Raw genomic sequence first — 24170 nt, 5'->3', positions numbered from 1 at the left:
GGAGATCAAACCGATGCGATTTTTAACGAACGCAGCGGGCAATCTCGCTCGCTGCTTGTTTCTGTTGGTGCTGTTGGTCGTAACCGGCTGCGGCGGAGGAGGTCTTCCTTCGCTCTCCGGTGTGGTGACCATCGACGGCAAGCCAGCCCCGGCCGGCGTGGCGCTGCAGTTCTCTCCCACGACCGACGGCGGTTCTCCTTCGTACGCTCAGACCGACCACAGCGGTCATTACGTCGCCCAGTTCTCGTTCAACAAGCCTGGCATTCAAATCGGAGAACACTCCGTGAAGTTGATCCCAGGTTCGGTCGAGACACCGATGCCCGAGATTGGCCCCGATGGTCGCCCGGTCGGACCGCTTCCGAAGAATCCGATGGCCGACCTTCCACGCGGCTATTGGGAAGAAATCGAGGTCATCGTCGTCGAGTCGGGCAGCAACCGCCACGATATTGCCCTCAAGTCGAAATAAGTTCGACCGCATCCGACGAACTCGTTCATGGCAGATTCCACACCGTTGTCAGTCGCTTCGGCGAAGGGGAACGGTGTGGTTATTTCTTGTCCATGCCACCCCGCTATCGATGTAGAACCATAGCCACTCTTGGGCGATTCTGCCGGCAGAAAACGCTCGTTTCTACCTGATTCCCGCGAATTCGTGAAATCTTCATTGACGGAACGACCCCCGAATAATATCACGGGATATTAGGTGTCTTCTTATTTCATTATCGCCTAAGTTCCCAGAGGTTCCCGGATGAAAGCTCGAGGCTTTACGCTTGTCGAATTGCTGGTGGTGATTGCCATCATTGGTGTGTTGATCGCTTTGTTACTGCCGGCTGTGCAGCAAGCTCGCGAAGCAGCGCGTCGCATGCAGTGCAATAACAATCTGAAGCAAATCGGCATTGCGCTACACAACTTCCACGATACGTTTGGCCACTTCCCAGCCAGCTATGGGGCCACCGACAAGACAAAGATTGCCGGCACGAATCCTCAGTGGGGCTGGGGCGCTCGCTTGTTGCCATTCATCGAACAGTCGGCCCTGCATGACACGCTGGGCGTGACTTCGCGAGAACTCAACGAAGCGTTGCCAACCACCAACTCGTCGAACTGGCCAGCCCTGGAAGTGGCCGCCATCCGCACGCCCATCAGTGGCTACCTTTGTCCTAGCGATGCGAGCAACGGCGAGATCAACACGACCGTCGACTTCATTCACTCCAGCGGTCCAGAATCGACCAAGCCTGCCATCAGCAACTACGTCGCTTGCATGGGTCACTACACCTACAACTGGAACGGCTCGCCTTCGGCCCAGGTCCCAGACTGGCACGGCGTGATGAACGTTCAAGATGGGATCAACATGGCTCGCATCACCGACGGAACCAGCAATACGTTTGCCATCGGCGAGCGCGATTACCTCCACCAGGCAGGCTACTGGGTTGGCGTTGGTAATTCGTACAGCGAAACCTATTGGTCGGCTCCGAAGGTCTTGGGACGTACGTTTTCGAACAAGTTGAACACGCCACTGACCGGTCGTTATTACTCGGCATTTGCCAGCATGCACCCAGGCGGTGCGAACTTCCTGTTCGCCGACGGCAGCGTGCACTTCATCAGCGACACGATCGAATCGAGCGAAGGTCTGACGACCAGCGGTGGTCAGGCAGCCTACTACACTTCGTTCTCGAATCTCGACAAGAACACCGTTGGTGTTTATCAGCGGCTAGGCATGTCGGACGACGGCGTGACCCTTGGCGAATATTAATCCCCACCGATCCGGAGAAGTTCTCGTGACCAAGATTTCGATTTCTTCGCTTAGCTTGTTTGCCGTAGTGCTCGCAGCCCTGGTCGGTTGTGGGCCAGGCAACCTTTCGTCGTCGTTGACCGGCGCGGTAACCATCGATGGTCAGCCTGCCCCGGAAGGACTTTCGCTGCAGTTTCAGCCAACCGGCCCAGGAGCATCCCCTTCGTATGCTCGAACCGATGCCGACGGCAACTATGTTGCTGAGTTCACCGCGACGCGGAAAGGCATTTTGCCCGGTACGCACATGATCAAGCTGCTGCCGAGCGAGATTACCCGAGCGATGCCAAAGCCAGGCGAAAAGCCAGCTCCGACACCGTTCGACAAGCTGCCTCGCAACTATTACGAACAGATTGGCGAAGTCACCATCACCGACGGATCCAACGTGTTCGATATCCAGCTAAGCACGCAGGGTAAATAGCCTGCGTGCCTCCAGACGGAACCGAGAAAGGCCTGGCGTCGTGTACGATGTCAGGCTTTTTTCGTTAGACATTGTCAGGCGTCGGATGAGTCCACTCGCCTCGATAGGTTCGGGCGAGCAGCTTGTTGGCCTCGTCGTCGCCGGCGACCTGCTGCTGCTCGGCATCCCACGTCAGGCTTCGCCCGAGCTTGAGCGACAAGTTCGCCAGAATACAACTGGCGGTCGAGATGTGTCCCTGTTCAATGTCGGCCACAGGTCGGCTGCGATTCTCGATCGCTTGCAGGAAGTTCCGTTGATGGGCCCGGTTCGCGGCAGCGACATGCTGCTCCAGATCTTTCTCGTGCTGATCTTCTGGATACTTGTCCCACTCGGTCTTGGGACTGCCTGTTAGGGTCGCCTTTCTCGTGCCCTTCGGGAAGTACTCGTACTTGTTGACGCTCGCTTTCAGCGTTCCCTTGTCGCCATAAAGGAACAACGCCCAAGGGTAGTCGCGGTCAGGGGCATCTCCGTAGGTTCGATGCGTCCAGACGACATCCAGTTCGTCGAAATCAAACGTCGCGACCTGGGTGTCGGGAACATTGCCAGTGGCGTCTTGGTAGACGTACGTTCCGCCACGGCTGTTGACGGAGTTCGGCCAGCCGAGGTTCAGCATCCAGCGGACCGTATCCAGCATGTGGATGCACATGTCGCCCATGATGCCGTTGCCGAATTCATCGAACATTCGCCAACTGCGTGGGTGCATCACCGGGTTGAAGGGAAGCTTGGGAGCCGGCCCGGTCCACATCTCGTAATCGAGATACTCAGGCGGCGGGCAGTTCTCGGCTTTCCGATCGCGTCCCATGCCATAGTAACAGCAGACTTCGGCGTGCCCGATCGTGCCGAGCAAGCCTTCGCGGACCACCTTATCTCGGGCTTCGATCAAGTGAGCCGTACTGCGGCGCTGCGTACCAACTTGCACAACGCGGTCGTACTTGCGAGCCGCGGCCAGCATCGCCTGACCTTCGACGATATCGCGGCTGATCGGCTTTTGCACGTAGACATCGGCCCCGGCGCGACAGGCTTCGATCATGGTCAACGCATGCCAATGGTCGGGAGTGCCAATCAAGCAGATATCGAGATCTTTCTCGGCGAGCATCTTACGATAGTCGCCAAACTGTCGAGGCTGCTGGCCTGATTTCTGGCGAGAAGCGATCAATTCGGCCGCGCCGGTTCGCATCTGGCTGTCGACATCGCAGATCGAAACGACCTCGACCGGGGCGACCTGGATCAGCCGCATCAGGTCGCACTTGCCATACCAGCCGCAACCAATCAGCCCAACCCGCTTCGGTTTGATATCGAGTAGATCTTCCGCCCAGGTCGAGCGAGGCAGCGTAGCAATCGTGGTCACCGCGGCGGCGGTCGTAAGAAACTGTCGACGATCCATGTTGGGCTCCGGAACGGATAGATTCGATGAGGGAAGGTGTCTCATCTATCTTAACAGCCCGGCAGAGCCCTTTCTGCCAGGAAAATCGTTGCGGCCCGACAACTGGCGGCCTCGATCCAATGGGGACCACCAAGCTGGGATTGGTTCGCCTGCCCGGAACGAGGTACGATAGTATCAGGCGGCCCGAATCTATTGACATTCATTGACGAGACATCAATTCCCGAATTTCCGGGCTCCAGGAGCAAGCGTATGCCCAAGGTGGGTGAAAGTATCGACCGATTCAACGACTCGGTCCGGACACTTCTGATTTTGTTGCTGCTGATCGCGTTTTCGAGCGTTTCGTACTACGCGTGGTCGGTCTACAACGAAAAAGAACTGCAGTTGGCCGCCAAAGAGAAAGAGCTTCAAGAGCACGTCGCGAAGATCGGCGAGTTGGAAGAAGCGATCGACCAACTCTCGCTCCGGATCAAGTTGCTAAAGATCGATCGCCGGGTGGCTCGTCTGAAAGTGGTGAGCCAAGAGAAGCCGGAAGGGGCCGAACGCGTTGAATCGACCATCGAGTTCGTCGAGGTCGACCAGCATGGCACGCCGCTCACCGAGCCGCAGCGATTCAAGATCGACGGCGACATGGTCTATGTGAACGGCAAAGTGGTGAAGTTCGATGACGAACTGGTCGAGACCAACGACCCGCTCCGTTCCGCTTCGATCTACCTGTTGCAGAAGATCTACGGCGAGCATCAAAAGCCGATCGATGGTTTCGCGATCGACCAGGTCGGCGAGCGTCCTGAAGTTTATGGCGTACGGGACGAGCCGTCGGAATACGAACAGAAGATCTGGAACAACTTCTGGGACATCGCCAACGATCCCACCAAGGCCGCCGAGTATGGTGTTCGAGCGGCCAACGAAGAATCGCAAGGGATGAAAGTTCGTCCGGGCAAATCGTACGAACTGGAAATCCGCAGCAGCGGCGGTCTGACCATCAAGCCGCTGCCAGACAACGTCGAGCTTTAACCGGCGGTCAAACCGTTGCGGACGTTCTCAGGAGTCTTGCCATGCAGGCAATCGACCACCTGACGCGAGACGCGGCTCCGCATGTTTTCCAGCGATTCGACACTAACAAAAGCCGCGTGAGGCGTAATGATCACGCGGGGATCGTTGTAAGGGGCCACGCTCAAGTCGCATGGCTCTGGATCTTGGACGTCGAGCGCCGCACCTGCCAGTTCGCCAGCATCCAAGGCGGCGGCCAGGGCATCGTGATCGACGATCGCCCCGCGAGCGGTATTGATCAGGTAAGCCGTCGGCTTCATCTTCTTGAACTGCTCGGCACCGATCGACTTCTTAGTGTCCGGTGTCGCTGGAATCAGCAGCGCGACGTAATCAGACTCAGCCAGCAACTCGTCCATTTCGACCGTTTTGACGCCGTCCATACTCTTCCCACTCCGGCTGGTGGCCAGAACGTTCAGGCCGAGGCACTTCGCTTTTTGGGCAAGCAGCATCCCAATGTTGCCCAAACCAACGATCCCCAGTGTTTGACCTTCCATCCGACGCATGATCGGGCCAGCCGTCAGGTCGTATTTGCCCGACATCGTGTCGTGGTGGTACATCGCCACTTTACGAGCACAAGCGAACATCAGGGCCAGCGTATGCTCGGCGACTTCGGTCAGGCAGTAGTCCGGCGTGTTGGTGACCAGGATCCCCTTGGAAGTGCAGTAATCGATATCGATGTTATCCAGGCCGATCCCTAGCCGAGCGACGATCTTCACCTTTGGCGAGGCGGAAATTACCTTTTCGGTCACCAGGGCCCAGTTGGTCATGATGGCGTCGACCTGGTGCTTTTGGGCTAGTTCGACCAGCGTTTGCTCGTCTTTAGAAGGCGAGACGATCAACTCGACATCGTTGTCAGCAAGAACTTTCTTTTCGATTTCGAGTTCTTCCCAGGCGTAGTCAGTCAGCAGAACGTGGTATTTGGCCATCTTGGGTACTTGTGGGGGTTTGACGTGGAAGGATCGCGGGGCGGCGAAAAGCCCCATAATACTGGTCTCGATCCGCTGGGTGAACCCTCTGACAAGACCGCTCTGGGCGTCATTTCGGCTGGTAGGGGGACCAAATGTCGCGTTTCGAGAGCAAGGTTTCCCCTTGTCGACAATGCCGTATACCCTTCTCCGCCACTGGCACGTCCCCTAAAATCGATGGATTCGACCGAACCAAGCCGCGAAGTGAACCCACGGACGAGCATCTATGCCGGTTTCCGATATCGAAGTCAAAGGGGCCCGCGAACACAATCTGCGTGACGTCACTCTGACGCTGCCTCGCAATAAGCTGATCTGCCTGACAGGCGTGAGTGGAAGTGGAAAGAGCTCGCTCGCGTTTGACACGATCTATGCGGAAGGGCAGCGGCGTTACGTCGAGAGCTTGTCTAGCTATGCGCGCCAATTCATGGGGCAGATGCCCAAGCCTGATGTCGACTTCATCGGCGGCTTGACCCCTAGCATCTCGATTTCGCAGAAGACCACGAGCAACAATCCTCGCAGTACGGTCGGCACGATCACCGAGATCTACGACTACCTGCGCGTGATCTTCTCGCGTGTTGGCCAAGGCTTCTGTAGCGAGTGCGGTAAGAAGCTGACCGCCCAAACCCGCGAACAGATCCTCGAGCGGATTCTCGAACAGCCGGAAGGTTCGGCGTTCTCAGTATTGGCTCCGCTGGTTCGTGGCCAGAAAGGTGAGTTCAAAGATCTCTTCATCGACCTGCTAAAGCAGGGGTTCGTCCGGGCCCGTGTCGATGGCGAAGTGATTCAGCTGAACGATGAACTTCAGCTCGATCGCCAGATGCGGCATAACATCGAGCTGGTGATCGACCGTATCACGATCAAAGAAAACATCCGCGGCCGTCTGGCCGAAGCGGTCGAGCTGGCCTTGAAGATGGGCGAAGGCAGCTTGATCATTGCCCCGCGCGACGAAGAAGCCGCCGAAGGTGCTGAGGAAGCCCCCAAGCCGAAGCGAGCCAAAAGCAAACGGAGCAAGACGGCCGTCGCCGGCGACATGATGTTTTCGGTCGACTATGCGTGCGTCGACTGTGGCATCTCGTACGTTCCCCCCACGCCGCAATTGTTCAGCTTCAACTCGCCCCAGGGGATGTGCCCGACCTGCGACGGTCTGGGGAAGGTCTACACGTTCGATCCTGAACTGCTTGTTCCGGACGTGACGCTGTCGTTCAAGCAGGGTGCCATCGAACTGCTGGGCAAATGGAAAGAGCTCGGCCGCTGGAAGCGACACATCTATCAGGGTGTCGCCGACACGATGGAGCGCAAGTACGACCTGGGCAAAGGTGCCTTGCTGGAAACGGCCTGGCGCGACATGCAGAAAGAGCACCACGACTACCTGCTGTGGGGCACCGGCGACGAGCACATCACGTTCACCTGGCGAGGCGGTAATAGCCCACAGATGTACGGCGGCACCTACGGTGGTATTGTCCCTGACCTGCTCGAGAAGTATCGCAATACGAACTCGAAGCCACAGCAGCGGCAGCTCGAAAAGTACATGGCTACCGTCATCTGCCCGCAGTGTCATGGGGATCGCTTGAATCCTCAGGCTCGGAGCGTCAAGATTTCGACGGCCAGCAAAGTCTTTGGGAAAGAGAACTCGAAGTCGCTGCCTCAGATCTGCCAGCTTTCGATTCAGGAAGCATCCGACTTCTTCGAAGCCCTTCAACTCGATTCTTTGTCGGCGAAGATCGCGGAAGAAGCGACGAAAGAAATTCGCGGACGCCTCGGCTTCCTGCAGAATGTTGGTCTCGAGTACCTGACGCTCGATCGAACGGCCCCCACGCTTAGCGGTGGTGAGTCGCAGCGTATCCGCCTGGCAGGCCAGATCGGCTGCGGCCTGGTTGGCGTCACGTACATTCTGGACGAACCTTCGATTGGTTTGCATCCGCGCGATAACGACCGTTTGCTGGCAACGCTGAACGATCTTCGCGACCTGGGGAACACCGTCCTGGTGGTCGAACACGACGAAGACACCATGCGCGTCGCCGACCATATCATCGACTTCGGTCCCGGAGCAGGGGTCCGGGGTGGCTATGTGGTCGCCCAGGGTTCCGCCAAACAACTGGAAGACGTCGAAGAAAGCGTCACAGGGCGATTCCTCTCCGGCAAAGAAAAGATCGAGATCCCTGAGACGCGGCGGAAGATCGGCGAGAAGAAGATCCGCATCATCGGCGCCGCCCAGAACAACCTGAAGAACATCACGGCCGAAATCCCGCTGGGTGGCTTCGTCTGTATCACCGGGGCGAGCGGTAGCGGGAAGAGCTCGCTGATCAATGGCATTCTGGTCGAAGCCCTCCGCCGCGACTTGAACGGCGGCCTTGGCGAGCCAGGCGAACATGAACGGATCGAAGGCATTGAGCATCTCGACAAGATGATCGCCATCGATCAAAGCCCCATCGGCCGCACGCCGCGCAGTAACCCGGCGACCTACATCAAGGTCTTCGACGAAATTCGTGATCTGTTCGCGCAACTGCCCGAGTCCCGCAAACGGGGCTACAAGCCTGGCCGCTTCAGTTTCAACGTGGATGGCGGCCGCTGTAGTGCTTGCGAAGGGAACGGTGCCAACAAACTGGAAATGGACTTCCTGGCCGACATCTGGGTGACCTGTCCCGTGTGCGAAGGGCATCGCTTCAATCGCGAAACGCTCGAGATCTTGTTCAAAGACAAGTCGATCGCCGACATCCTGGAGATGGATGTCCAAGAAGCACTCAAGACATTTGAAAACGTCCCTAAGATCGCCCAGAAGCTGCAAACGTTGCATGACGTCGGGCTCGATTACATTAAGCTTGGTCAGCCATCACCGACCCTGTCTGGCGGTGAAGCTCAGCGTATCAAGCTCGCCAAAGAGCTTTCGAAGCGAAGCACCGGCAAGACTCTTTACCTGCTGGACGAACCGACCACCGGTTTGCACTTCGCCGATACCAAGATGCTGCTGAAAGTGCTGCACAACTTCGCCGACGCCGGCAACACGGTGCTGGTGGTCGAACACAATCTGGACGTGATCAAAACGGCCGACTGGGTTGTCGACCTTGGTCCGGATGGTGGTGTGAACGGGGGGACAATCGTCGCCGAGGGAACGCCGGAAGATGTCGCCGCCGTCGAAGCTTCGTTCACCGGCCAGGCGCTCAAGCCGCTTCTCAAGGGCGAGACCAGCCGAGCCGTCGCCGAGATCAAACGTGCCGCCAAGCTTTCGCAGCAGACCGCCAAGGTCCAGGCCAAACGGATCGACGTCCGTGGTGCCAAAATGCACAACTTGAAGGACGTCAGCGTCAGCATCGATCGTGACAAGATGACGGTCTTCTGCGGTCCGAGCGGTAGCGGTAAAAGCTCGCTGGCGATGGACACCATCTACGCCGAAGGTCAACGCCGCTACGTCGAAAGCTTGAGCGCGTACGCTCGGCAGTTTGTTGGCCAGATGCAGAAGCCGAAGGTCGATCACATCGAAGGCCTTTCGCCAGCAATCGCGATCGAACAAAAGAACCTCGGCAAGTCTCCACGTTCGACCGTCGGTACGGTGACCGAGATTTACGACTACCTGCGTGTGCTGATGAGCCGTCTGGGAGTGCCGCATTGCCCCGACTGCGATGTCCCTATCAAGACGCAAACGTCGACACAGATCACTGACAAGGTTCTGCAGGAAGAAGAGGGAACCAAGCTCTTTTTGCTGGCTCCGCGCACCCTCGACACCGGGCAGCAGTATTCCGACCTGTGGGAAGAACTGAAAGCGGCCGGCTATCAACGTATTCGCGTTGATGGCGTGGTCCACACGCTCGATCGTCCTCCGAAGATCGACCGCCGCCGCAAACATGATGTCGAAGTCGTCGTCGACCGTATTTCGGTTCGCCAGGACGCTCGTCCGCGTATCGCTGACAGTGTGGAAATCGCGCTCAGCCAATCCGGCGGCGTGCTGGTGTTGGCCTACGCGGAAGAAGGCGTTCCAGAAGCTCATTGGCGGACCAAGCGTTTGAGCCAGAAGCTTTCGTGCGAGCAGTGCGATCGCAGCTTCGAGCCTCTTTCGCCACACAACTTCTCGTTCAACAGCTACCTTGGCTGGTGTCCTGACTGCGAAGGTCTGGGAACCCAAACCGGCGCCGACCCAACCGCACTGCTGAGCGATCCGAAGCGAAGCCTGGCCGAAGGTGCCTTGCGGCTGTGGCCCGATTTGAAATCGCCAATGGCGATGCAGATGCTCGAGGCGATCTGCCAGAAGAACAAGATTCCGCTCGACGTACCGTTCGAGCAGCTTGGTGCCCGTCAGCGTCGTATCATCCTGCATGGCACCGGCGACACGACGTACGATGTCTACTCGGACGCGAAGAAAGAGAAGCTCGACTTCCGCTTCCAGTTCAAGGGGCTTTATCCCGCGCTCGAAGATGCCTCGCGTTTGAGCCCGGCGTTCCGTGGTCAATTGGAATCGCTGGTCGCCGAAGTGGAGTGCACGACATGCGACGGTTCGCGGCTGCGTGACGATGCTTCGTCGGTTCGCTTCCGCAAGAAGTCGATGCGCGACATCACCAGCATGCCGCTATCGGAACTGCTCGACTTCGTTCGTTCGGCCAAACTGAAAAAACGCGAACAAAAGATCGCTGGCGAGATCCTTCGCGAGATCGATGGTCGCGTACAGTTCCTGCTGGACGTTGGTCTGGAATACCTGACGCTCCGCCGCACGGCTCCGACGTTGTCGGCCGGTGAAGCGCAACGTATTCGCCTGGCCAGCCAGTTAGGTAGCGGCCTCTGCGGTGTGCTGTATGTGCTGGACGAACCGACGATCGGTCTGCATCCTCGCGACAACTTGCGGTTGCTCAAGGCACTGCACCGCCTCCGTGACCTCGGCAACACGCTGCTGGTGGTCGAACACGATCAGGAAGTGATTGAAGGCTGTGATCGCCTGATCGACTTCGGTCCTCGGGCTGGCCGCAACGGTGGTATGGTCGTCGCCGAAGGAACCCCGAAGCAGATCGCGAAGAACGCAAATTCGGTCACCGGTCCTTACATCTCCGGCAAGACCGCCATCTATGCTCCGACCAATCGACGCATGATGTCGATCTCGGACAACACCGACGAAGATGTCATCTCCGACTTCAGCAGTCCTTCGGGCGAATGGCTCGAGATCGTCGGTGCGAACCACCGTAATCTGCGCGACGTGAACGTACAGATTCCGCTGGGTGCCTTCGTGGCGATTGGCGGCCCGAGCGGTAGCGGTAAGAGCACACTCGTCCAAGACATCCTTTACAACACGCTCGCCCGGCGACTGCACCGTGCATCGACGATCCCAGGCGCTCACGACGCCCTGCGCGGGGTCGAAAACATCAACAAGGTGATCCGCGTTGACCAGCAGCCAATCGGCAACAGTCCGAGCTCGAACCCGGCAACTTATACCGGCGTGTTCGACTTGATTCGCGAACTGTTCGCGCAACTTCCCGACGCCAAAGTGCGTGGCTACACGGCTCGCCGCTTCAGCTTCAATGTCGAAGGGGGACGCTGCGAAGACTGCCAAGGCATGGGCCAAAAGTGTATCGAGATGCACTTCCTGCCTGACGTTTGGGTCACGTGCGAAACGTGCGATGGTCGCCGCTACAACGAAGAGACCTTGGCCGTCAAGTTCCACGGTCGATCGGTTTCGGAAGTGCTCGAAATGTCGTGTGGTCAGGCCGTGCAGCTCTTCGAGAACATTCCTAAAATCCGCCGCATCTTGCAGACGCTATGCGATGTGGGCCTCGAATACGTCACCCTCGGCCAATCGGCCGCGACGCTTTCGGGCGGTGAAGCCCAGCGTGTGAAGCTGGCCAGCGAGTTGGCTCGCCCCGACACCGGACGCACCCTGTATCTGCTGGACGAACCTTCGACCGGCTTACACTTTGAAGACCTGAAGAAGTTGCTCGACGTGTTCCACCGTCTGGTCGACATGGGCAACACGGTGATCGTGATCGAACACAATCTCGACATCTTGAAGCAGGCCGACTGGATGATCGAGATGGGGCCGGAAGCAGGCCAGTCTGGCGGCCAGGTAGTGACGGTCGGCACGCCGGAAGATGTGGTCGCTTACTCTGAATCGTTCCAGAAGGTTGCCAAGAAGCAGAAGAGCGAGGCCTCGACGCTGACCGACGACCGCGGCATGACCTGGCTGCGAAGTCACACCGGCGAAGCCCTCGCTCCGGTTCTGGCAGCCGCCCCGCGACAAGAGCGTCCCCTGTACGATCCCAACGCGACCGATGCGGAACGAGAAGGGGACCTCGATATCGACGATGTAGGTGCCCAGATTCAAATGCCTTGGGAACTGGACGGGCAGAAGTGGCACACCAAAGATCGCGTCGGTCGCGATGGTCAGCCATGCAACTGGGAAGGCAAAGTCCTGGCCGAAGTGGTCGAACGGATTCAATCGACCGATCTGTTCAGCGATCCGAACTGGAACTCGCGGACGATCGTCGAGATTGCCGCCAAACGCAAGTCAGACGGCTGGTTCTTCCATGCCATCACCGGCGAGACCTGGCTGCTGAAGATGAAGTTCCGCGTGATGAAGGGGACCTTTAACAAGTACGAACTGCCGCAGGAACTCGACCTGCCGACGCTCAACCAGATGGACGACTTGCCGATCTACAGCAACGATCCACGCGTGAAGGTGAAGAACCTGCGTGGCCCGTTCCAAGAGATCGAAGTCCGAGCCCATAGCTGGCACGAGATCAACAAGCCTTCGTTCTGGAAGTTTATCGACGACGCGATCGTCGGCTTCCAGAAGTACGAAGCGACCGTCGGTCAGGATGTCGAAAGCCATATGCCCTGGAAGAAGCTGGGTGAAAAGTGGCACTTGTCGCGGAAGGGCTTCCCGCCAGGTAAGTCGGTGGCGTGGGATCAGACCGTGCTTGAGGAAGTGATCGAACTTCTGAAAGACATTGCTCCGCAGGGCGAGATCTTGTGGAACAACCAGATGCTTATCAACATGATGATCCCTGGCAAACGCACTGCTTGGGCCGTAGTTTCGACGAAGAAACCCGAACATGTTCGCTTGGAATTGAAGACCGCCCAAGCGTCCACTACGCAGGGAAGAATTGCCGAATTAGGCCACGAGCCCGACGTTGACCAGGCTCGCGGTGGCGAAGAAGTCGTCCGGTTGCACTTTCGCAACGAGACCGACCTGAAAAAGGGAGACCTCCGAGCATTTCTGTCGGAACACTACGAGCGAGAAAAATCGTCCGGTCAACAATCGCTCCTCTAATCGCGTCGTAAAGACCGCATGCCTTCCATTGAGCGGAGGCATGCGTTTGCCTCGAAAACATCAGGCACAATACGCCTCGCGACCGGCTGAAATCACGCGCCAAAACTTTGGCACTTTTTTGTCTACTCTTTTAATGATGATCAGCCTTTGATCGATCTGCGCAACTCTTTGTGGGGTTTTGCTCTCCGACAAATGGGCCCCGGAATTCAGGCTAAAAATCACGTTTGACGCCATGTGGTTTGCCGTTATTAATGGAATTCTAGGGCGGTCGCTGACCAGACGCTTCTGGTTCATTTCTCTTTCCTCCCCCCAATCTCTAAGGAGAACGCAAATGATTTCGAAGCCAACTGTGGCGATCCTGGGTGCAAGCTCTGAGCGTTCCAAGTACGGTAACAAATCCGTACGGGCGCACTTGCAGCGCGGGTACGATGTTTACCCCGTCAATCCCAAGGGTGGTGAGATCGAAGGCCTGAAGGTTTACAAGTCTTTGAGAGACATCCCTGTCGAGCAGTTGGATCGTATTAGCATTTATGTGCCGCCAGCGGTGGGAATGAAGATGGTTTCGGATATCGCCTCGAAGCCAGCCAAGGAAGTGTTTTTCAATCCTGGCAGCGAAAGCAACGAGCTTCTGCAAGCGGCTCGCGAACGGGGAATCACACCGATTCAGGCCTGCAGCATCGTTGACGTAGGCGTCACGCCGACCGCATTCGAGTAGCGGTTGCGAAAGCAGAACCGTTCAACAGAAGTGGCCACGTTGAATAACGTGGCCATTTTGCATTTCGAGGGGAACTCTTGGCGAAATCAGGGCAGGGGACTAAGCGGCCTGCTTCTCTTCGCCACCGGCGGCGGTGCCGGAACCTGGCCGCTTCAGCCAACCTTCGCCAATCACTCGGAGGGCGACGCGATCTTCCAGATTCGGTCGGAAGATCGTTAGCAGCATCAGCGGCATATACCAGGCGATGTAGGTCGTACCGTCGTTGGCATGCCAGAACTGGGCGGCCAACATCAAGCCAGCCGTGCAGCTTAGCAGCGTGCCAAGATTCTTCTGGGCCGGCCAAATTGCAAAGGCAATCGACACGACACCAAACGCCGCGAGAACCGGAATTCGGTAGGCATTCGAGTTGAAGTAATAGTTCCAGAAGCCCGTGTAACCTTCGTCACGTGGCAACCACAAACCGAACATCGCCCGGAACTGGTTGAGGAACATATCGAAGTCGGATGACGTCAATGCGAGCGACAACGTCAGCACCAACAGCGTCGACACCACGCCAATCAGGAAGCGAGCACGACCACGTTCCCAATAATAGCTGAACCACAGCGGCAGCAGAAACAGCGGGTAATACAACGTTCCGATCGCCAATCCCATGAAAATCCCAGAGACCAACGGCGTGCGATAGAAGAAGATCGCCCACACCAGCAGCGCCGCCGGCATGACGTGATCGATTCGCCCGGTATAGACCGCGGCGTAAGGCAGCAGGAAGTAGAACATCGCCGCCCCGACACCCATCTTAATGTTGTCGAAGTGACGGTAGCCCACCAGTACGATGCCAGCGATCAGGGCCATATTCGCCAGAATCGCCACCGTTTTGGTCACGATGATGGTGATTTTCTCGTTCGTCTCCAAATCGGTCGGCTCGCCTTGCTGGGCCAACTGATAGGTCGGAATTCGCGGCACCAGCAGTAGCATGCGATAGCCAGGCCCGAAATGACGAAGCGACTCTTCCACTTCCTTCGGGCTGCTTTTCGATGCCTCGCGTACGCCGCGCATGTCGGCATCCGACGGGCGACCCACGATGATATTGGTCATCAAGAAGATGAACAGCGCGCAGGTGATGAACACCATCCCGCCGATCGTCAGATTGGGCTCGAGCATCGGTCGCCGGACCATCGTCGGATCGACAAACAGCCGGATCACAATCAGTCCACTGAGACCGAAGAGCCAGATGTAACCTGCTTTCTCCAGGGTCTTTCCGATCTGGAGCAGTTCCTGGCGAGACGGCTTTTCATCATCCTCTTCGTCAGGCTCGGCGACGGCCACCGGTCCTACGGCAGGTGGGTCGGCGTCGAGCTTCGGTATCAAAGGCGCGGTTTCCGCGGCGACAGCCGGAATACTGGTGGCCCGGTTGATGCTTTGCTGACCGAAGTAGGTCATCAGCAGCCCGGGTGCCAGGCCGATAATCAACAGAACGTCCAGATTGCGAACGCTCCAGACGCGGTTGAATTTGAAGAATAGGCCGATCACCAGCAGCGACGACAGGTAAGCCCAAGTCGTCGGGTTGACGCTTTCGTATTGAAAGAGAATCTCGCGCATTAGGCGATTGGGTTGGTGATCGACGTAGGTTAAGGTTCGCGTCGCGAGGCCGAAACGGATAGTCTCGGCCCGAGCTTGAATTGGCAGCTACTATTATCAACCAATTCAATGCCCGATTCCAAGCCCAAGCGAGGTCGAGTTTCCCAGGAAAAGCAAGAAGTTTCCGGGAGCCACTGGGCGTTCGTAACCTCAAGAAGATTACGCATTTCCGGCAAAAACACAAGGACCGAAAGAGTCCGCCAAACACCAGCCTGCCGATTGCCTACCCTCTTCACCCCAAGACCAGCGATCGACTGCGGACAAGGGACAACTTATCTATGGCACATTAGGGAGAAAGCACGTACGATGTCGGTTAGTTAGGGCACTGACGCCAGCGTTAGGCGATTTTGGGCTTTGGTTACGTCGCTTGCCGATCTTTCCCAGATCGTGACGCAAAGCCAACTTCGGGCCAACCTTTCCTCCCATTTGCCGGACCCCTTAGAGGACTCAATTCATGAAGCTTGATTCGACAACTCGTTTCTGGCTAGCAAGTTTCGCGGTGGGAAGCGTCATGACGACGCTCGTTATCGCTGGTTTGACCGTGGGCCTTCAGCTGCGAAGCCCTGGCATTGAAATCCCCGTCAACGCCACCGCCAGCACCTGGAGCGAAACCATGTGTGCCGCGACTGGCCGAATCGACGAGGAAATGGAAGGCCTGTTTACGCTGGATACCCTGACCGGCGATTTGCAGTGTGCCGTGCTCAACGGCCGCACAACCAAGTTCGCGGGCTTGTTTCGTAACAACATCCTGAACGATCTCGGTGTCGACGCCACTAAGAAGCCAAACTTCATGCTTCTGACCGGTGCCGCCTCGTTCCCAGGTCAAGCCGGCAACACCAGACCGGGCGACTGCGTGGTGTACGTCATCGACTCAACTACCGGTCGTATCGCGGTTTACGGTGTGCCATGGCAGCGTAGCGTGGCCGCTCGTGGCTCGGCTCAGCAAGGATCGCTGATTCTGCTGGATACCGGCACGGCTCGTAACGTGATGATCCGTAACTAGTTGGATCGATCCGCGACCGATGCACTTCACAGAAGCCCGCTTCCCCACCGAAGCGGGCTTCCTTTGTTTTGGGTTTGCCACTGAATTCCTGCGGGAAAACCGATCGCGTCACGTGCCAGCCGGTTGTCGGGAGAAAGCCTCCCGTCGTAAACTGAAAAAAGGCTTGCCATCCGCCCGAGAAGGTCGGTTTTCTTTGCAGGCAAGGCCGATCGCCCGACTGAGAGCCCCATGAAAATACGCATTAATGAAGAGGAACGCGACGTTCCGGCTGGTTCGACCATCGCCGACGTCATCGAAACGCTGTCCCTCAACCCCAAGTTCATCGCCGTGGAAGTCAACCTGGAACTGATCCCACGTGATGAGCACGCCAGCCATCAACTTACCGATGGGGATCAGTTGGAAGTCGTCACGCTCGTAGGAGGTGGTTAATGAGTCTCGCGGAAACCAATGCCTACGATGCGCCTTTGGTCCTGGGTACCCACACGCTTAGCAGCCGGCTGATCGTCGGGACCGGCAAGTACGACACGCTGGAGCTGATGCAGCAGTCGCTGGAAGCTTCCGGAAGCGAATGCGTGACGGTCGCCGTTCGTCGCGAACGTCTTTACGATCCGACCGGTCGTAACCTTTTGGATTACATCGATTTCCATCGCTACACGCTGCTGCCCAACACGGCCGGCTGTTACAACGCCCGCGATGCGGTCCGAACCGCCAAGCTTGGCCGTGAGATCTTACTCGGGCTCGAGAACCCTGGCGCCGACTGGGTGAAGCTGGAAGTCCTGGCCGATACCAAGACGCTGCTGCCAGACCCGGTTGAAACCGTGTTGGCGTGCGAGCAGTTGGTCGAACTTGGTTTTCAGGTCCTTTGCTACACGACCGACGATCCCGTGATCGCCAAGCGATTGAAAGAAGTCGGCGCCACCGCCGTGATGCCTGCCGGAAGTCCGATCGGCTCGGGCCAGGGCATCTTGAACCCGAACAACATTCGCATCTGTCTCGAATACCTCAAAGGGGAAGACCCCGACTACCCGGTGATTGTCGACGCCGGTGTTGGCACGGCCAGCGACGTTGCGTTTGCGATGGAACTGGGAGTCGATGGTGTGCTGCTGAACACCGCCATCGCCCATGCCAAGGATCCAGTCCGGATGGCTCACTCCATGCGTCATGCCACCGAAGCCGGTCGCCTGGCGTTCCAGTCGGGACGCATTCCACGCCGCTTGTACGCTTCGGCGAGCAGCCCTGAAGACGGCGTGATCGGCCGCACTCGCCACCAGTAATCGCCCCACTCCAACCGAGCTTAGATATCTATCATGCAGCAGCCGCAACCCAAGTTTGCCGCGGCCTTGTCGGTCCACGATACGACGGAAGAAGCCTTGGCAGAAGCCGTTCGTCAGGCCCTCGACCAATTGGCAGCTCCGGTCGACCTGGCATTCGTATTCGTTTCGCCCCATCACGCCCCGCACATTGAAACGGTCGCCAAAGAACTGACGCGACTGCTGGGTACCAACAACCTGCTGGGCTGCACGGCCGAGTCGATCGTCGGCGAAGGACGCGAAGCGGAAGATACCCCGGCCATCAGCTTGTGGCTGGCGCACTTGCCGGGCACAACCATTCTGCCGATGCATCTCGAATTCCAACGCACGCCTGATGGTGGTTCGATTGTCGGTTGGTCGGATGAACTGCCGGCTCAGTGGCCTGCCGATGCCGCGACAATTGCGTTGTCGGAACCATTCAGCTTTCCGGCTGACCTGCTGTTGGAACGCGTCAACGAGGACCAACAAGGTGTCCCGGTGATCGGGGGCATCGCCAGTGGCAGCTATCAACCAGGCGAGAATCGTTTGATCCTGGGAGACAAGGTGCTGGAAAGTGGCTGCGTGCTGGTCTACCTGCATGGCAACGTTCGTGTCCGCACGATTGTCTCGCAAGGCTGCCGACCGATTGGCGATCCATTTGTAATCACCAAGGCGGAACGCAATGTGATCGAAGAACTAGGTGGCCACCCAGCTCTGAAGCAGCTCGAAGCGATCTACAAAACACTGCCCGTGACCGATCAGCAACTGGTCAGCCGTGGCCTGCACATCGGCCGCGTCGTCGACGAATACCAGTCCGATCGCAGCCAGGGCGATTTCATCGTGCGAAACGTGGTTGGCATCGAACGCGAGACCGGCTCGCTGATGATTGGCGACTACGTGAAGCCGGGCCAGACGGTCCAGTTCCATGTTCGCGACGAGTTTTCCGCCTCGGCCGAATTGAAGCAACTTTCCGCCGAGATGAAGAAGAGCGGATCGAGTCCGAAGTCGGTGCTGACCTTTACCTGCAATGGTCGCGGAACGCGTTTGTTTAGCGAACCGCATCATGACGCGACCTGCTTGTCCAACGCCTTCGGCCAGATTCCGAACGCAGGCTTTTTTGCTGCCGGCGAGATCGGCCCGGTGGGTGGGAAGAATTTCCTGCATGGCTTCACGGCAAGTGTCGCTCTGCTGGAACCGATTGAAGAAAGCTAGAACGCGATCGCTGCGTTCTAAGGGGCCACGCTCAATTCCAGCACCTTGAGCTCCAACTCCAGCAACCGCATACGATCCTGATGGAAACGTTCGAGGAGAGCCTTTTCCTCGTTCAAATTCTTGAGCGATTCGGCTGCTTCGACTTGTGCCACTTTCACATGTTCGAGCTGACCGAAGAGAGGGGCCGAGTATTTGAACTTGGTGAACTGCTCGTATTCGTCACGTTGACGCTGCAGCGAATCGGCCTGAGCTTTGGCGACGGTGATCTTCGAGTTCAGCAGTCGACGAGCCAGCGGATATTCCTGCCCTTCGTACAGCTTGATCCGCAGCCGGGCCGCCTCGATCGCCGACGAAACGGGCGAAGGACTTTGGGCCTGGGCGACGATACAAAATACGAACAGCATCTTCGACAATACGATCAGGGCAGTCGGGATGCGAATCAGAAGGCGGTAGTCCACGGCGAGGGATCCTCAAATACTGGGGCTAAGGTCTACATTCCAGCCTAATTACGCCCGAGGAAACCTCAACCAGATTACGTAACCAACTGGCGATACGCCGTTTCCGCCGATCGGATTGCCTTCTATAATCACGGAATTGAATTGCCCCCTGGGGACTTGCTGAGGAGTGCCATGTCGGACAGCTACAAAATCTTGATTGCCGACGACAACCAGTCGAACATCGAACTGCTAGAGGCCTATCTGGCTAATATCGATTGCGATACGGAAATCGCAGTGAACGGGCAAGATACGCTCGACAAAGTGGCCAGTTTCCAGCCCGATTTGATCCTGCTGGACGTCATGATGCCCAAGCTGAGCGGCTTTGAAGTCTGCAAGCAGTTGAAGGCTGACCCCGCGACCAAAGGTATTATGATCCTTATGGTTACGGCATTGAACGAGCTGGGCGACATCGAACGAGCCGTGGCCGCTGGGACCGACGACTTCCTGTCGAAGCCGGTTAATCGGATCGAACTGACCAAGCGTGTCGAAAACATGCTGCGTCTGAAGAATGTCGAGAACGAAAACGAACGTCTTCGCCAATACATCGAACAGATGGAAAACAGCCGCGGCTAAGCGCTGCCAGTGGTTTTCTCGCCGAATGCAACGTGTCCGGGCCGATCGAGAGCCCTGGACACCTCTGGGCCAAATCAGTCACTTCCCCCTCGCACGGGCGGCGTCCTCTGTGGCAATCATCGCGTATGAATTCGCGCAGAATGACCGTCGATCCGCTGCGTGTTCGAACTCTTGCCTTGTTTCGCGCTTGCCTGGAGGGGTATCCTAAAGAAGGTCCCCTTCATCTTGGCGAGGAATATTCAATGCCTTGGAATTTTCGGTTGGGTCTTTTGACCGTCGCGCTCGGTTTGTCGCTCTTCGGACCGTGGGCAACCCAAGAGACGCACGCACAAGCCACCAACGCGCCGGCTCCGGAGAAGGTGCGTGAGTTGATCGCGCAACTGGGCGATCGTCACTTTGTCGTGCGCGAGCGTGCTCAATCGGAACTTGCTCGCATGGGGATCACGGCGTTTGACCAGTTGTTCGGCGCGATGCGTGACCCCGACCTCGAAATCGCCGGCCGCGCTCAGTATTTGATTCGCAGCGTCGAAATCGAATGGACCCGCCCCGAATTCACGGACGAGGTCAATTCGTATCTCAATCGCTACGGAACCTTGAATGTCGAGAACCGCCGCAGTCGGATCGGCGAGCTGGGCCGACTCCATTCACTGGATGCCTTGAGCGCGCTCTGCCGCATTGCCCGCTACGATGTTTCCGAAGTCTTATCGAAAGAAGCAGCCCTGGCAGCTTCGATCCAGTTTCAAAGCACTTCCGACACCGAGAAGAAGCAAATCTCAGAGATCATCACCGAACGTGTCGGCGAGAGCCCCCGCGTCGGGCCACGCTGGCTGAAGGTCTTTCAGTTGAGCCTCACCAATCCTCAGCAAGCGGTTGCCCAGTGGGAGAAACAGGTCTCGGACGAGATCGAACTTTTCACCACCCGTCCGGCGCTGACCAGCCAGCAAGTTGTGCTCGAACTGGTGCGATGGCAAGTCGATCAATTGCGTCAGCAAGGGAAGCAGGAAGAAGCCTTGGCAGCGATGCAGGACGTGATCCGCATCAGCGTCAAATTCTCGGAGAGCGAACTGCTCGACCTGACGACCTGGTTCCTCGATCGCAAAGGTCCATCGGTGGTGGGCGAACTGGCCCAGTTCCATGCGAAGAACATGGCCGCTGCGGACGATGTTCCGATTGGTGGCGTCTTCGGCCGCAATGCTTCGCTTCTTTATCTGCTCGCGGAATCGGAGCTGGTGCAAGACAACATCGAGCTGGCCAACAAGTACGCCGACGCCGCGCTGCAGCTTGACCCGGACTCGGACGACAGCCATTACCTCACCGCTCAATCGCTGGCCGATCGCGGAACGTTCCGCTGGAGCCGCAAGGAATATCGCACGCTGCTCGATCGTCTCGATGTGATGGACATCAGTTCGATGCTTTCGCGAATGCAATTGGCGGAACTCGAGAACGATTTGGGCGATCCTCAGGCCGCCGCAGATGTGATGTGGCCATGGGTGGAACAAGCGGAAAAACAGTTCGGTCCTAAGAATCCGATCGACGCCGACCGCGACGAACGGGCCTCGCGTTTCCTCGCTCGAAGTTACTTGTTCCGAGCCACCGCCGCCGAACGCAAAGGGGACCTGGCCGCCGCGAAGAAAGACATCGACAAGGCGCTGAAATATTACGAAGACGAAGCGGACGTATTGATCGCCGCATATCGTATCGGCCAGCAAGACGACATGTGGAAGGCCAAGGCCAAAGAGCACATCGATCACACGATCGAGTTCTACAAGCCTTTCGTCGAGAAGTTTCAGAAGCAGTACGAGATCTTCAAGCAGAACAGTCGCGGCGACGACTTCATGGGAACGCAGGGAACCCAGATGGCTCAGTACTGCAATCAGTACTCGTGGCTGGTCTGCAATACGTACGGCGACTTCGACCATGCTGTTGAGGCAAGCCAGCTTTCGCTCGAAATGGACCCGGGCAACGGGGCATATCTCGATACCTTGGCCCACTGCTTCGAAGCGAAAAAAGACTGGGGCTCGGCTGTCAAATACCAACGACTGGCAGCGCTCAAGATGCCTCACTCAGGCATGATTCGCGACAAGTACCTCGAGTTCGCCAAGAAGTGCGAAGAGAACGGCATCGACTATGAACCGATCGAATTGCCGCCGAGTCCTGACACGCATTTCCCGGAATACGATCAGAAGGGCAAGCTGTGAGTTCATCGGTAGCAGTTCCGCTGCCCAAGGCGAACGAGCGGTCGAAGTGGACGTTTCATGTGATGATGCTGGCCGTCGGCCTTAGCATCACGACCGCGTCGTTTCTGCTGACCATCGACGGCCCAACGAATGTCGTCCTGCCTTGGCTAAACATTCCACTTCCCCCGACATGCGCGATGCAGCGTACAACAGGCATCGATTGCCCTGGCTGCGGTTTGACGCGCAGCTTTATCTCGCTGGCCGATGGCGACTTGAGTGCTTCGCTGGCCTTCAATCCCGCGGGCATCCTGATGTTCGCCATGATTGCTTTTCAGATCCCTTATCGCGTCGCCCAGATCTGGCGATTGGCTCGTGGTCTGAAGCCCTGGAACCTGACCGTGGTTTGCTATTGGTATTGGGGCGTGATTGCGGTCGTGGTCATGGTGCAGTGGGGCGCTAAGTTCGTTTAACGAGCCTCGAGATTCTTTTTCACCTTGCATGCATCGATGCATGCACTTCCTAGCTTCCTGGATCGGATCCTTCAGCGATGCAACACACCATCAAGGTCAACGACACGGCGTTTCAAGTTCACACCGATGGTGCCGGCAGCCCGCTGGTTTTGGTGCATGGATTTCCGATGGACCATCACATGTGGGACAGTGTCGTTCCGATGCTTGCCCAACAGCACACCGTCATTACCCCAGACCTACGAGGTTTTGGAGGAAGTGGCGGCTTCTGCGAAATCGCTCCGATGGAACGCTTCGCGGACGACTTGATTGCTATCCTCGACCAGATGGACATTACCGAGCCGATCACTTTCGCCGGACTGAGCATGGGCGGGTACATCGGTTGGCAAATGTGGAAGCGACACGCTGATCGACTGGCACGCTTGATCTTGCTCGATACACGGGCCGCTGGTGACGACGAAATCCAAGCCCGGGCACGTCGCGTGAATGCGGAAGGCGTGTTGGCCAACGGGATGAGCGGTGTCCCTGCCGCCATGTTACCCAAGCTGCTCAGCGAGGCGACGCGTGAGCATCGTCCCGATGTGGTCGCCATGCTGACTGAAATCATCTTGCGGCAAGATCCGCGCGGCGTTGCCGCGGCTCAGCGTGGCATGGCCCAACGTGCCGATGTCACCGGATGGCTTGCGGAAATCGATTTGCCGGTCCTGGTGTTGTGCGGGGAAGCCGATTCCATCAGCCCAGTGGCCGAGATGCAAGGCTTCGCCAATCAGCTTCCGGAAGGACAATTCGTGGTGATCCCTGCGGCTGGGCATATGCCGCCGGTCGAGAACCCAGCGGCCACCAGTGATGCGATTCTGGCCTTTTGCCAAGGCCTGCCCGCTTAACCTGGCAAACGGAAATAGGTTTCCGTTTTGACGATCGCGTTGTCGTCGGGGAAGGTGTGGAACGCTTGAATGAAGACACTTCGATTGCGTGTCTCGGCATTCATGTAGCTGACCGCGCCCATGGTCATGCGGCCGCTCGAATCGAATTCGTGCACGAGGCCGACTTTGCGTTCGTCGTTGCACAGTTCGCGCTGACACATGCGAAACAGCTTCGTAGAAACCGCTTCCAACTGGAAGGTGGTGTGATAGCGAATACCACCATGGCATTCGAATTGATCACTCCGTCGACCTTTGATTTGATACGCCATGATGCGGCGTTTGGTCGGCAGCGACTGATGGGCCGAGGTACACACTTCGGTCAGCGTTAGCCCTTCGTGACGCCAGGTCAGCACGTGCCCGCAATTGGTGATATCCATCTTCAGTGTATAGCCTCCGCGCTCGACTGTTCGCGTTTGAAACGACTCGAACAGCTCTGGGTGGAGCGGCCTTGTGTACAACTGGAAGGCCAGCTCGGCAACGCGGGGACGGATGGATAGCAACGAACACTCCTTCTCGGTAACAGGACGGCGAGATCATCCTGATCTCGGAAACAACTCGCGGCGAATGGGTGCGGGGTTTCAATCCAGCTTAGTTCGCTTTGGCGAGCTTCATTATAAACGGGCCACAAAATTACGAGGAATACTGTTTTTGGGCGTGTCTGAAATTGATTATTTACCGCACCTTTTTTTTCGCAAGGACTTGACTTTGGACATTCCCGAGGCGGTCGTCGGCGATCGGGTGCGGCTGGGGAATGGATCAGTGTGACCGAAATCCCGAGGTCCGGGAATGTCAAG

General features: G+C 57.5%; 20 protein-coding genes. 14 read left to right on the top strand and 6 right to left on the bottom strand.

Going from position 1 to position 24170, the window contains the following annotated elements; all coding sequences use genetic code 11:
• Positions 1–13 precede the first annotated feature (13 nt).
• The 3 genes from ABD890_RS12610 to ABD890_RS12600 all read left to right on the top strand — a co-directional run bounded on the left by ABD890_RS12610 (position 14) and on the right by ABD890_RS12600 (position 2204).
• Positions 14–466, top strand: a complete 453-nt coding sequence (locus ABD890_RS12610) for a hypothetical protein (protein WP_345089641.1) — start codon at positions 14–16, stop codon at positions 464–466.
• A gap of 279 nt (positions 467–745) precedes the next feature.
• Positions 746–1747 (top strand): DUF1559 family PulG-like putative transporter, encoded by a 1002-nt coding sequence (locus ABD890_RS12605; RefSeq protein WP_345089638.1) that lies wholly within the window; start codon positions 746–748, stop codon positions 1745–1747.
• Positions 1748–1772: 25 nt separating this feature from the next.
• Positions 1773–2204, top strand: a complete 432-nt coding sequence (locus ABD890_RS12600) for a hypothetical protein (RefSeq protein ID WP_345089635.1) — start codon at positions 1773–1775, stop codon at positions 2202–2204.
• A 64-nt stretch (positions 2205–2268) separates the two neighbouring features.
• Here the strand turns inward: ABD890_RS12600 and ABD890_RS12595 are convergent, their stop codons facing one another.
• Positions 2269–3627: a Gfo/Idh/MocA family protein gene (locus ABD890_RS12595; protein ID WP_345089632.1), complete on the bottom strand. Its 1359-nt coding sequence runs from the start codon at positions 3625–3627 to the stop codon at positions 2269–2271.
• Between the two features lie 249 nt (positions 3628–3876).
• On the opposite strand from ABD890_RS12595, the gene ABD890_RS12590 reads away from it, so the two are divergent.
• Positions 3877–4638 carry a hypothetical protein gene (locus ABD890_RS12590; protein ID WP_345089629.1) on the top strand — a complete coding sequence of 254 codons (762 nt, stop codon included), beginning with the start codon at positions 3877–3879 and terminating at the stop codon, positions 4636–4638.
• Here the strand turns inward: ABD890_RS12590 and ABD890_RS12585 are convergent.
• Positions 4635–5600, bottom strand: a complete 966-nt coding sequence (locus ABD890_RS12585) for a C-terminal binding protein (protein WP_345089626.1) — start codon at positions 5598–5600, stop codon at positions 4635–4637. The genes ABD890_RS12590 and ABD890_RS12585 overlap by 4 nt on opposite strands.
• A gap of 265 nt (positions 5601–5865) precedes the next feature.
• Between ABD890_RS12585 and uvrA the strand changes: the two genes are divergently transcribed.
• Entirely contained in the window at positions 5866–12885 is a 7020-nt protein-coding gene (uvrA, locus tag ABD890_RS12580) for an excinuclease ABC subunit UvrA (protein ID WP_345089623.1), read from the top strand.
• A gap of 60 nt (positions 12886–12945) precedes the next feature.
• Here the strand turns inward: uvrA and ABD890_RS12575 are convergent, their stop codons facing one another.
• Positions 12946–13179 (bottom strand): hypothetical protein, encoded by a 234-nt coding sequence (locus ABD890_RS12575; protein WP_345089620.1) that lies wholly within the window; start codon positions 13177–13179, stop codon positions 12946–12948.
• A gap of 37 nt (positions 13180–13216) precedes the next feature.
• Here ABD890_RS12575 and ABD890_RS12570 point away from each other — a divergent pair, with 37 nt between their 5' ends.
• The gene (locus ABD890_RS12570) at positions 13217–13600 is read left to right on the top strand and encodes a CoA-binding protein (protein ID WP_345089617.1); all 384 of its coding nucleotides are present in this window, start codon (positions 13217–13219) and stop codon (positions 13598–13600) included.
• 99 nt (positions 13601–13699) lie between these two features.
• On the opposite strand, the gene ABD890_RS12565 is transcribed toward ABD890_RS12570, so the two are convergent.
• On the bottom strand, positions 13700–15196 hold the full coding sequence (locus tag ABD890_RS12565; protein WP_345089614.1) for a hypothetical protein: 1497 nt from the start codon (positions 15194–15196) through the stop codon (positions 13700–13702).
• A 550-nt stretch (positions 15197–15746) separates the two neighbouring features.
• On the opposite strand from ABD890_RS12565, the gene ABD890_RS12560 reads away from it, so the two are divergent.
• From ABD890_RS12560 to ABD890_RS12545, 4 genes are all read left to right on the top strand, one after another.
• Positions 15747–16238 (top strand): hypothetical protein, encoded by a 492-nt coding sequence (locus tag ABD890_RS12560; RefSeq protein ID WP_345089611.1) that lies wholly within the window; start codon positions 15747–15749, stop codon positions 16236–16238.
• Positions 16239–16466: 228 nt separating this feature from the next.
• Positions 16467–16667: a sulfur carrier protein ThiS gene (gene thiS / locus ABD890_RS12555; RefSeq protein ID WP_345089607.1), complete on the top strand. Its 201-nt coding sequence runs from the start codon at positions 16467–16469 to the stop codon at positions 16665–16667.
• Complete coding sequence (locus ABD890_RS12550) at positions 16667–17512, top strand: thiazole synthase (protein ID WP_345089604.1); 846 nt, start codon at positions 16667–16669, stop codon at positions 17510–17512. Before thiS ends, ABD890_RS12550 begins: the two co-directional genes overlap by 1 nt.
• Before the next feature lie 33 nt (positions 17513–17545).
• On the top strand, positions 17546–18739 hold the full coding sequence (locus ABD890_RS12545) for an FIST signal transduction protein (protein ID WP_345089601.1): 1194 nt from the start codon (positions 17546–17548) through the stop codon (positions 18737–18739).
• 17 nt (positions 18740–18756) lie between these two features.
• Here ABD890_RS12545 and ABD890_RS12540 read toward each other — a convergent pair whose 3' ends face one another.
• Positions 18757–19197, bottom strand: a complete 441-nt coding sequence (locus ABD890_RS12540) for a hypothetical protein (RefSeq protein WP_345089598.1) — start codon at positions 19195–19197, stop codon at positions 18757–18759.
• Between the two features lie 171 nt (positions 19198–19368).
• Between ABD890_RS12540 and ABD890_RS12535 the strand changes: the two genes are divergently transcribed.
• From ABD890_RS12535 to ABD890_RS12520, 4 genes are all read left to right on the top strand, one after another.
• Entirely contained in the window at positions 19369–19809 is a 441-nt protein-coding gene (locus tag ABD890_RS12535; RefSeq protein WP_345089595.1) for a response regulator, read from the top strand.
• Positions 19810–20051: 242 nt separating this feature from the next.
• Positions 20052–22007 carry a tetratricopeptide repeat protein gene (locus ABD890_RS12530; RefSeq protein WP_345089593.1) on the top strand — a complete coding sequence of 652 codons (1956 nt, stop codon included), beginning with the start codon at positions 20052–20054 and terminating at the stop codon, positions 22005–22007.
• Positions 22004–22456, top strand: a complete 453-nt coding sequence (locus tag ABD890_RS12525; RefSeq protein ID WP_345089590.1) for a DUF2752 domain-containing protein — start codon at positions 22004–22006, stop codon at positions 22454–22456. The genes ABD890_RS12530 and ABD890_RS12525 overlap by 4 nt, the downstream gene beginning before the upstream one ends.
• Positions 22457–22533: 77 nt before the next feature.
• Complete coding sequence (locus ABD890_RS12520; RefSeq protein WP_345089587.1) at positions 22534–23337, top strand: alpha/beta fold hydrolase; 804 nt, start codon at positions 22534–22536, stop codon at positions 23335–23337.
• On the opposite strand, the gene ABD890_RS12515 is transcribed toward ABD890_RS12520, so the two are convergent.
• Positions 23334–23876 carry a DUF2617 family protein gene (locus ABD890_RS12515; RefSeq protein ID WP_345089584.1) on the bottom strand — a complete coding sequence of 181 codons (543 nt, stop codon included), beginning with the start codon at positions 23874–23876 and terminating at the stop codon, positions 23334–23336. The two genes, ABD890_RS12520 and ABD890_RS12515, sit on opposite strands and share 4 nt — an antisense overlap.
• Between the last annotated feature and the right edge of the window lie 294 nt (positions 23877–24170).

Origin of the sequence: Bremerella cremea (genome assembly GCF_039541315.1) — a bacterium.
GTDB classification, from domain to species: Bacteria; Planctomycetota; Planctomycetia; order Pirellulales; family Pirellulaceae; genus Bremerella; species Bremerella cremea.
This window is presented reverse-complemented; position numbering and strand designations above follow the sequence as displayed.

Coding starts and splice junctions, on each gene's coding strand:
- ABD890_RS12545 (WP_345089601.1), top strand. CDS start 17,546: ATGCAGCAGCCGCAACCCAAGTTTGCCGCGGCCTTGTCGGTCCACGAT.
- ABD890_RS12520 (WP_345089587.1), top strand. CDS start 22,534: ATGCAACACACCATCAAGGTCAACGACACGGCGTTTCAAGTTCACACC.
- uvrA (WP_345089623.1), top strand. CDS start 5,866: ATGCCGGTTTCCGATATCGAAGTCAAAGGGGCCCGCGAACACAATCTG.
- ABD890_RS12595 (WP_345089632.1), bottom strand. CDS start 3,627: ATGGATCGTCGACAGTTTCTTACGACCGCCGCCGCGGTGACCACGATT.
- ABD890_RS12530 (WP_345089593.1), top strand. CDS start 20,052: ATGCCTTGGAATTTTCGGTTGGGTCTTTTGACCGTCGCGCTCGGTTTG.
- ABD890_RS12610 (WP_345089641.1), top strand. CDS start 14: ATGCGATTTTTAACGAACGCAGCGGGCAATCTCGCTCGCTGCTTGTTT.
- thiS (WP_345089607.1), top strand. CDS start 16,467: ATGAAAATACGCATTAATGAAGAGGAACGCGACGTTCCGGCTGGTTCG.
- ABD890_RS12560 (WP_345089611.1), top strand. CDS start 15,747: ATGACGACGCTCGTTATCGCTGGTTTGACCGTGGGCCTTCAGCTGCGA.
- ABD890_RS12590 (WP_345089629.1), top strand. CDS start 3,877: ATGCCCAAGGTGGGTGAAAGTATCGACCGATTCAACGACTCGGTCCGG.
- ABD890_RS12550 (WP_345089604.1), top strand. CDS start 16,667: ATGAGTCTCGCGGAAACCAATGCCTACGATGCGCCTTTGGTCCTGGGT.
- ABD890_RS12575 (WP_345089620.1), bottom strand. CDS start 13,179: ATGAACCAGAAGCGTCTGGTCAGCGACCGCCCTAGAATTCCATTAATA.
- ABD890_RS12605 (WP_345089638.1), top strand. CDS start 746: ATGAAAGCTCGAGGCTTTACGCTTGTCGAATTGCTGGTGGTGATTGCC.
- ABD890_RS12535 (WP_345089595.1), top strand. CDS start 19,369: ATGTCGGACAGCTACAAAATCTTGATTGCCGACGACAACCAGTCGAAC.
- ABD890_RS12570 (WP_345089617.1), top strand. CDS start 13,217: ATGATTTCGAAGCCAACTGTGGCGATCCTGGGTGCAAGCTCTGAGCGT.
- ABD890_RS12565 (WP_345089614.1), bottom strand. CDS start 15,196: ATGCGCGAGATTCTCTTTCAATACGAAAGCGTCAACCCGACGACTTGG.
- ABD890_RS12585 (WP_345089626.1), bottom strand. CDS start 5,600: ATGGCCAAATACCACGTTCTGCTGACTGACTACGCCTGGGAAGAACTC.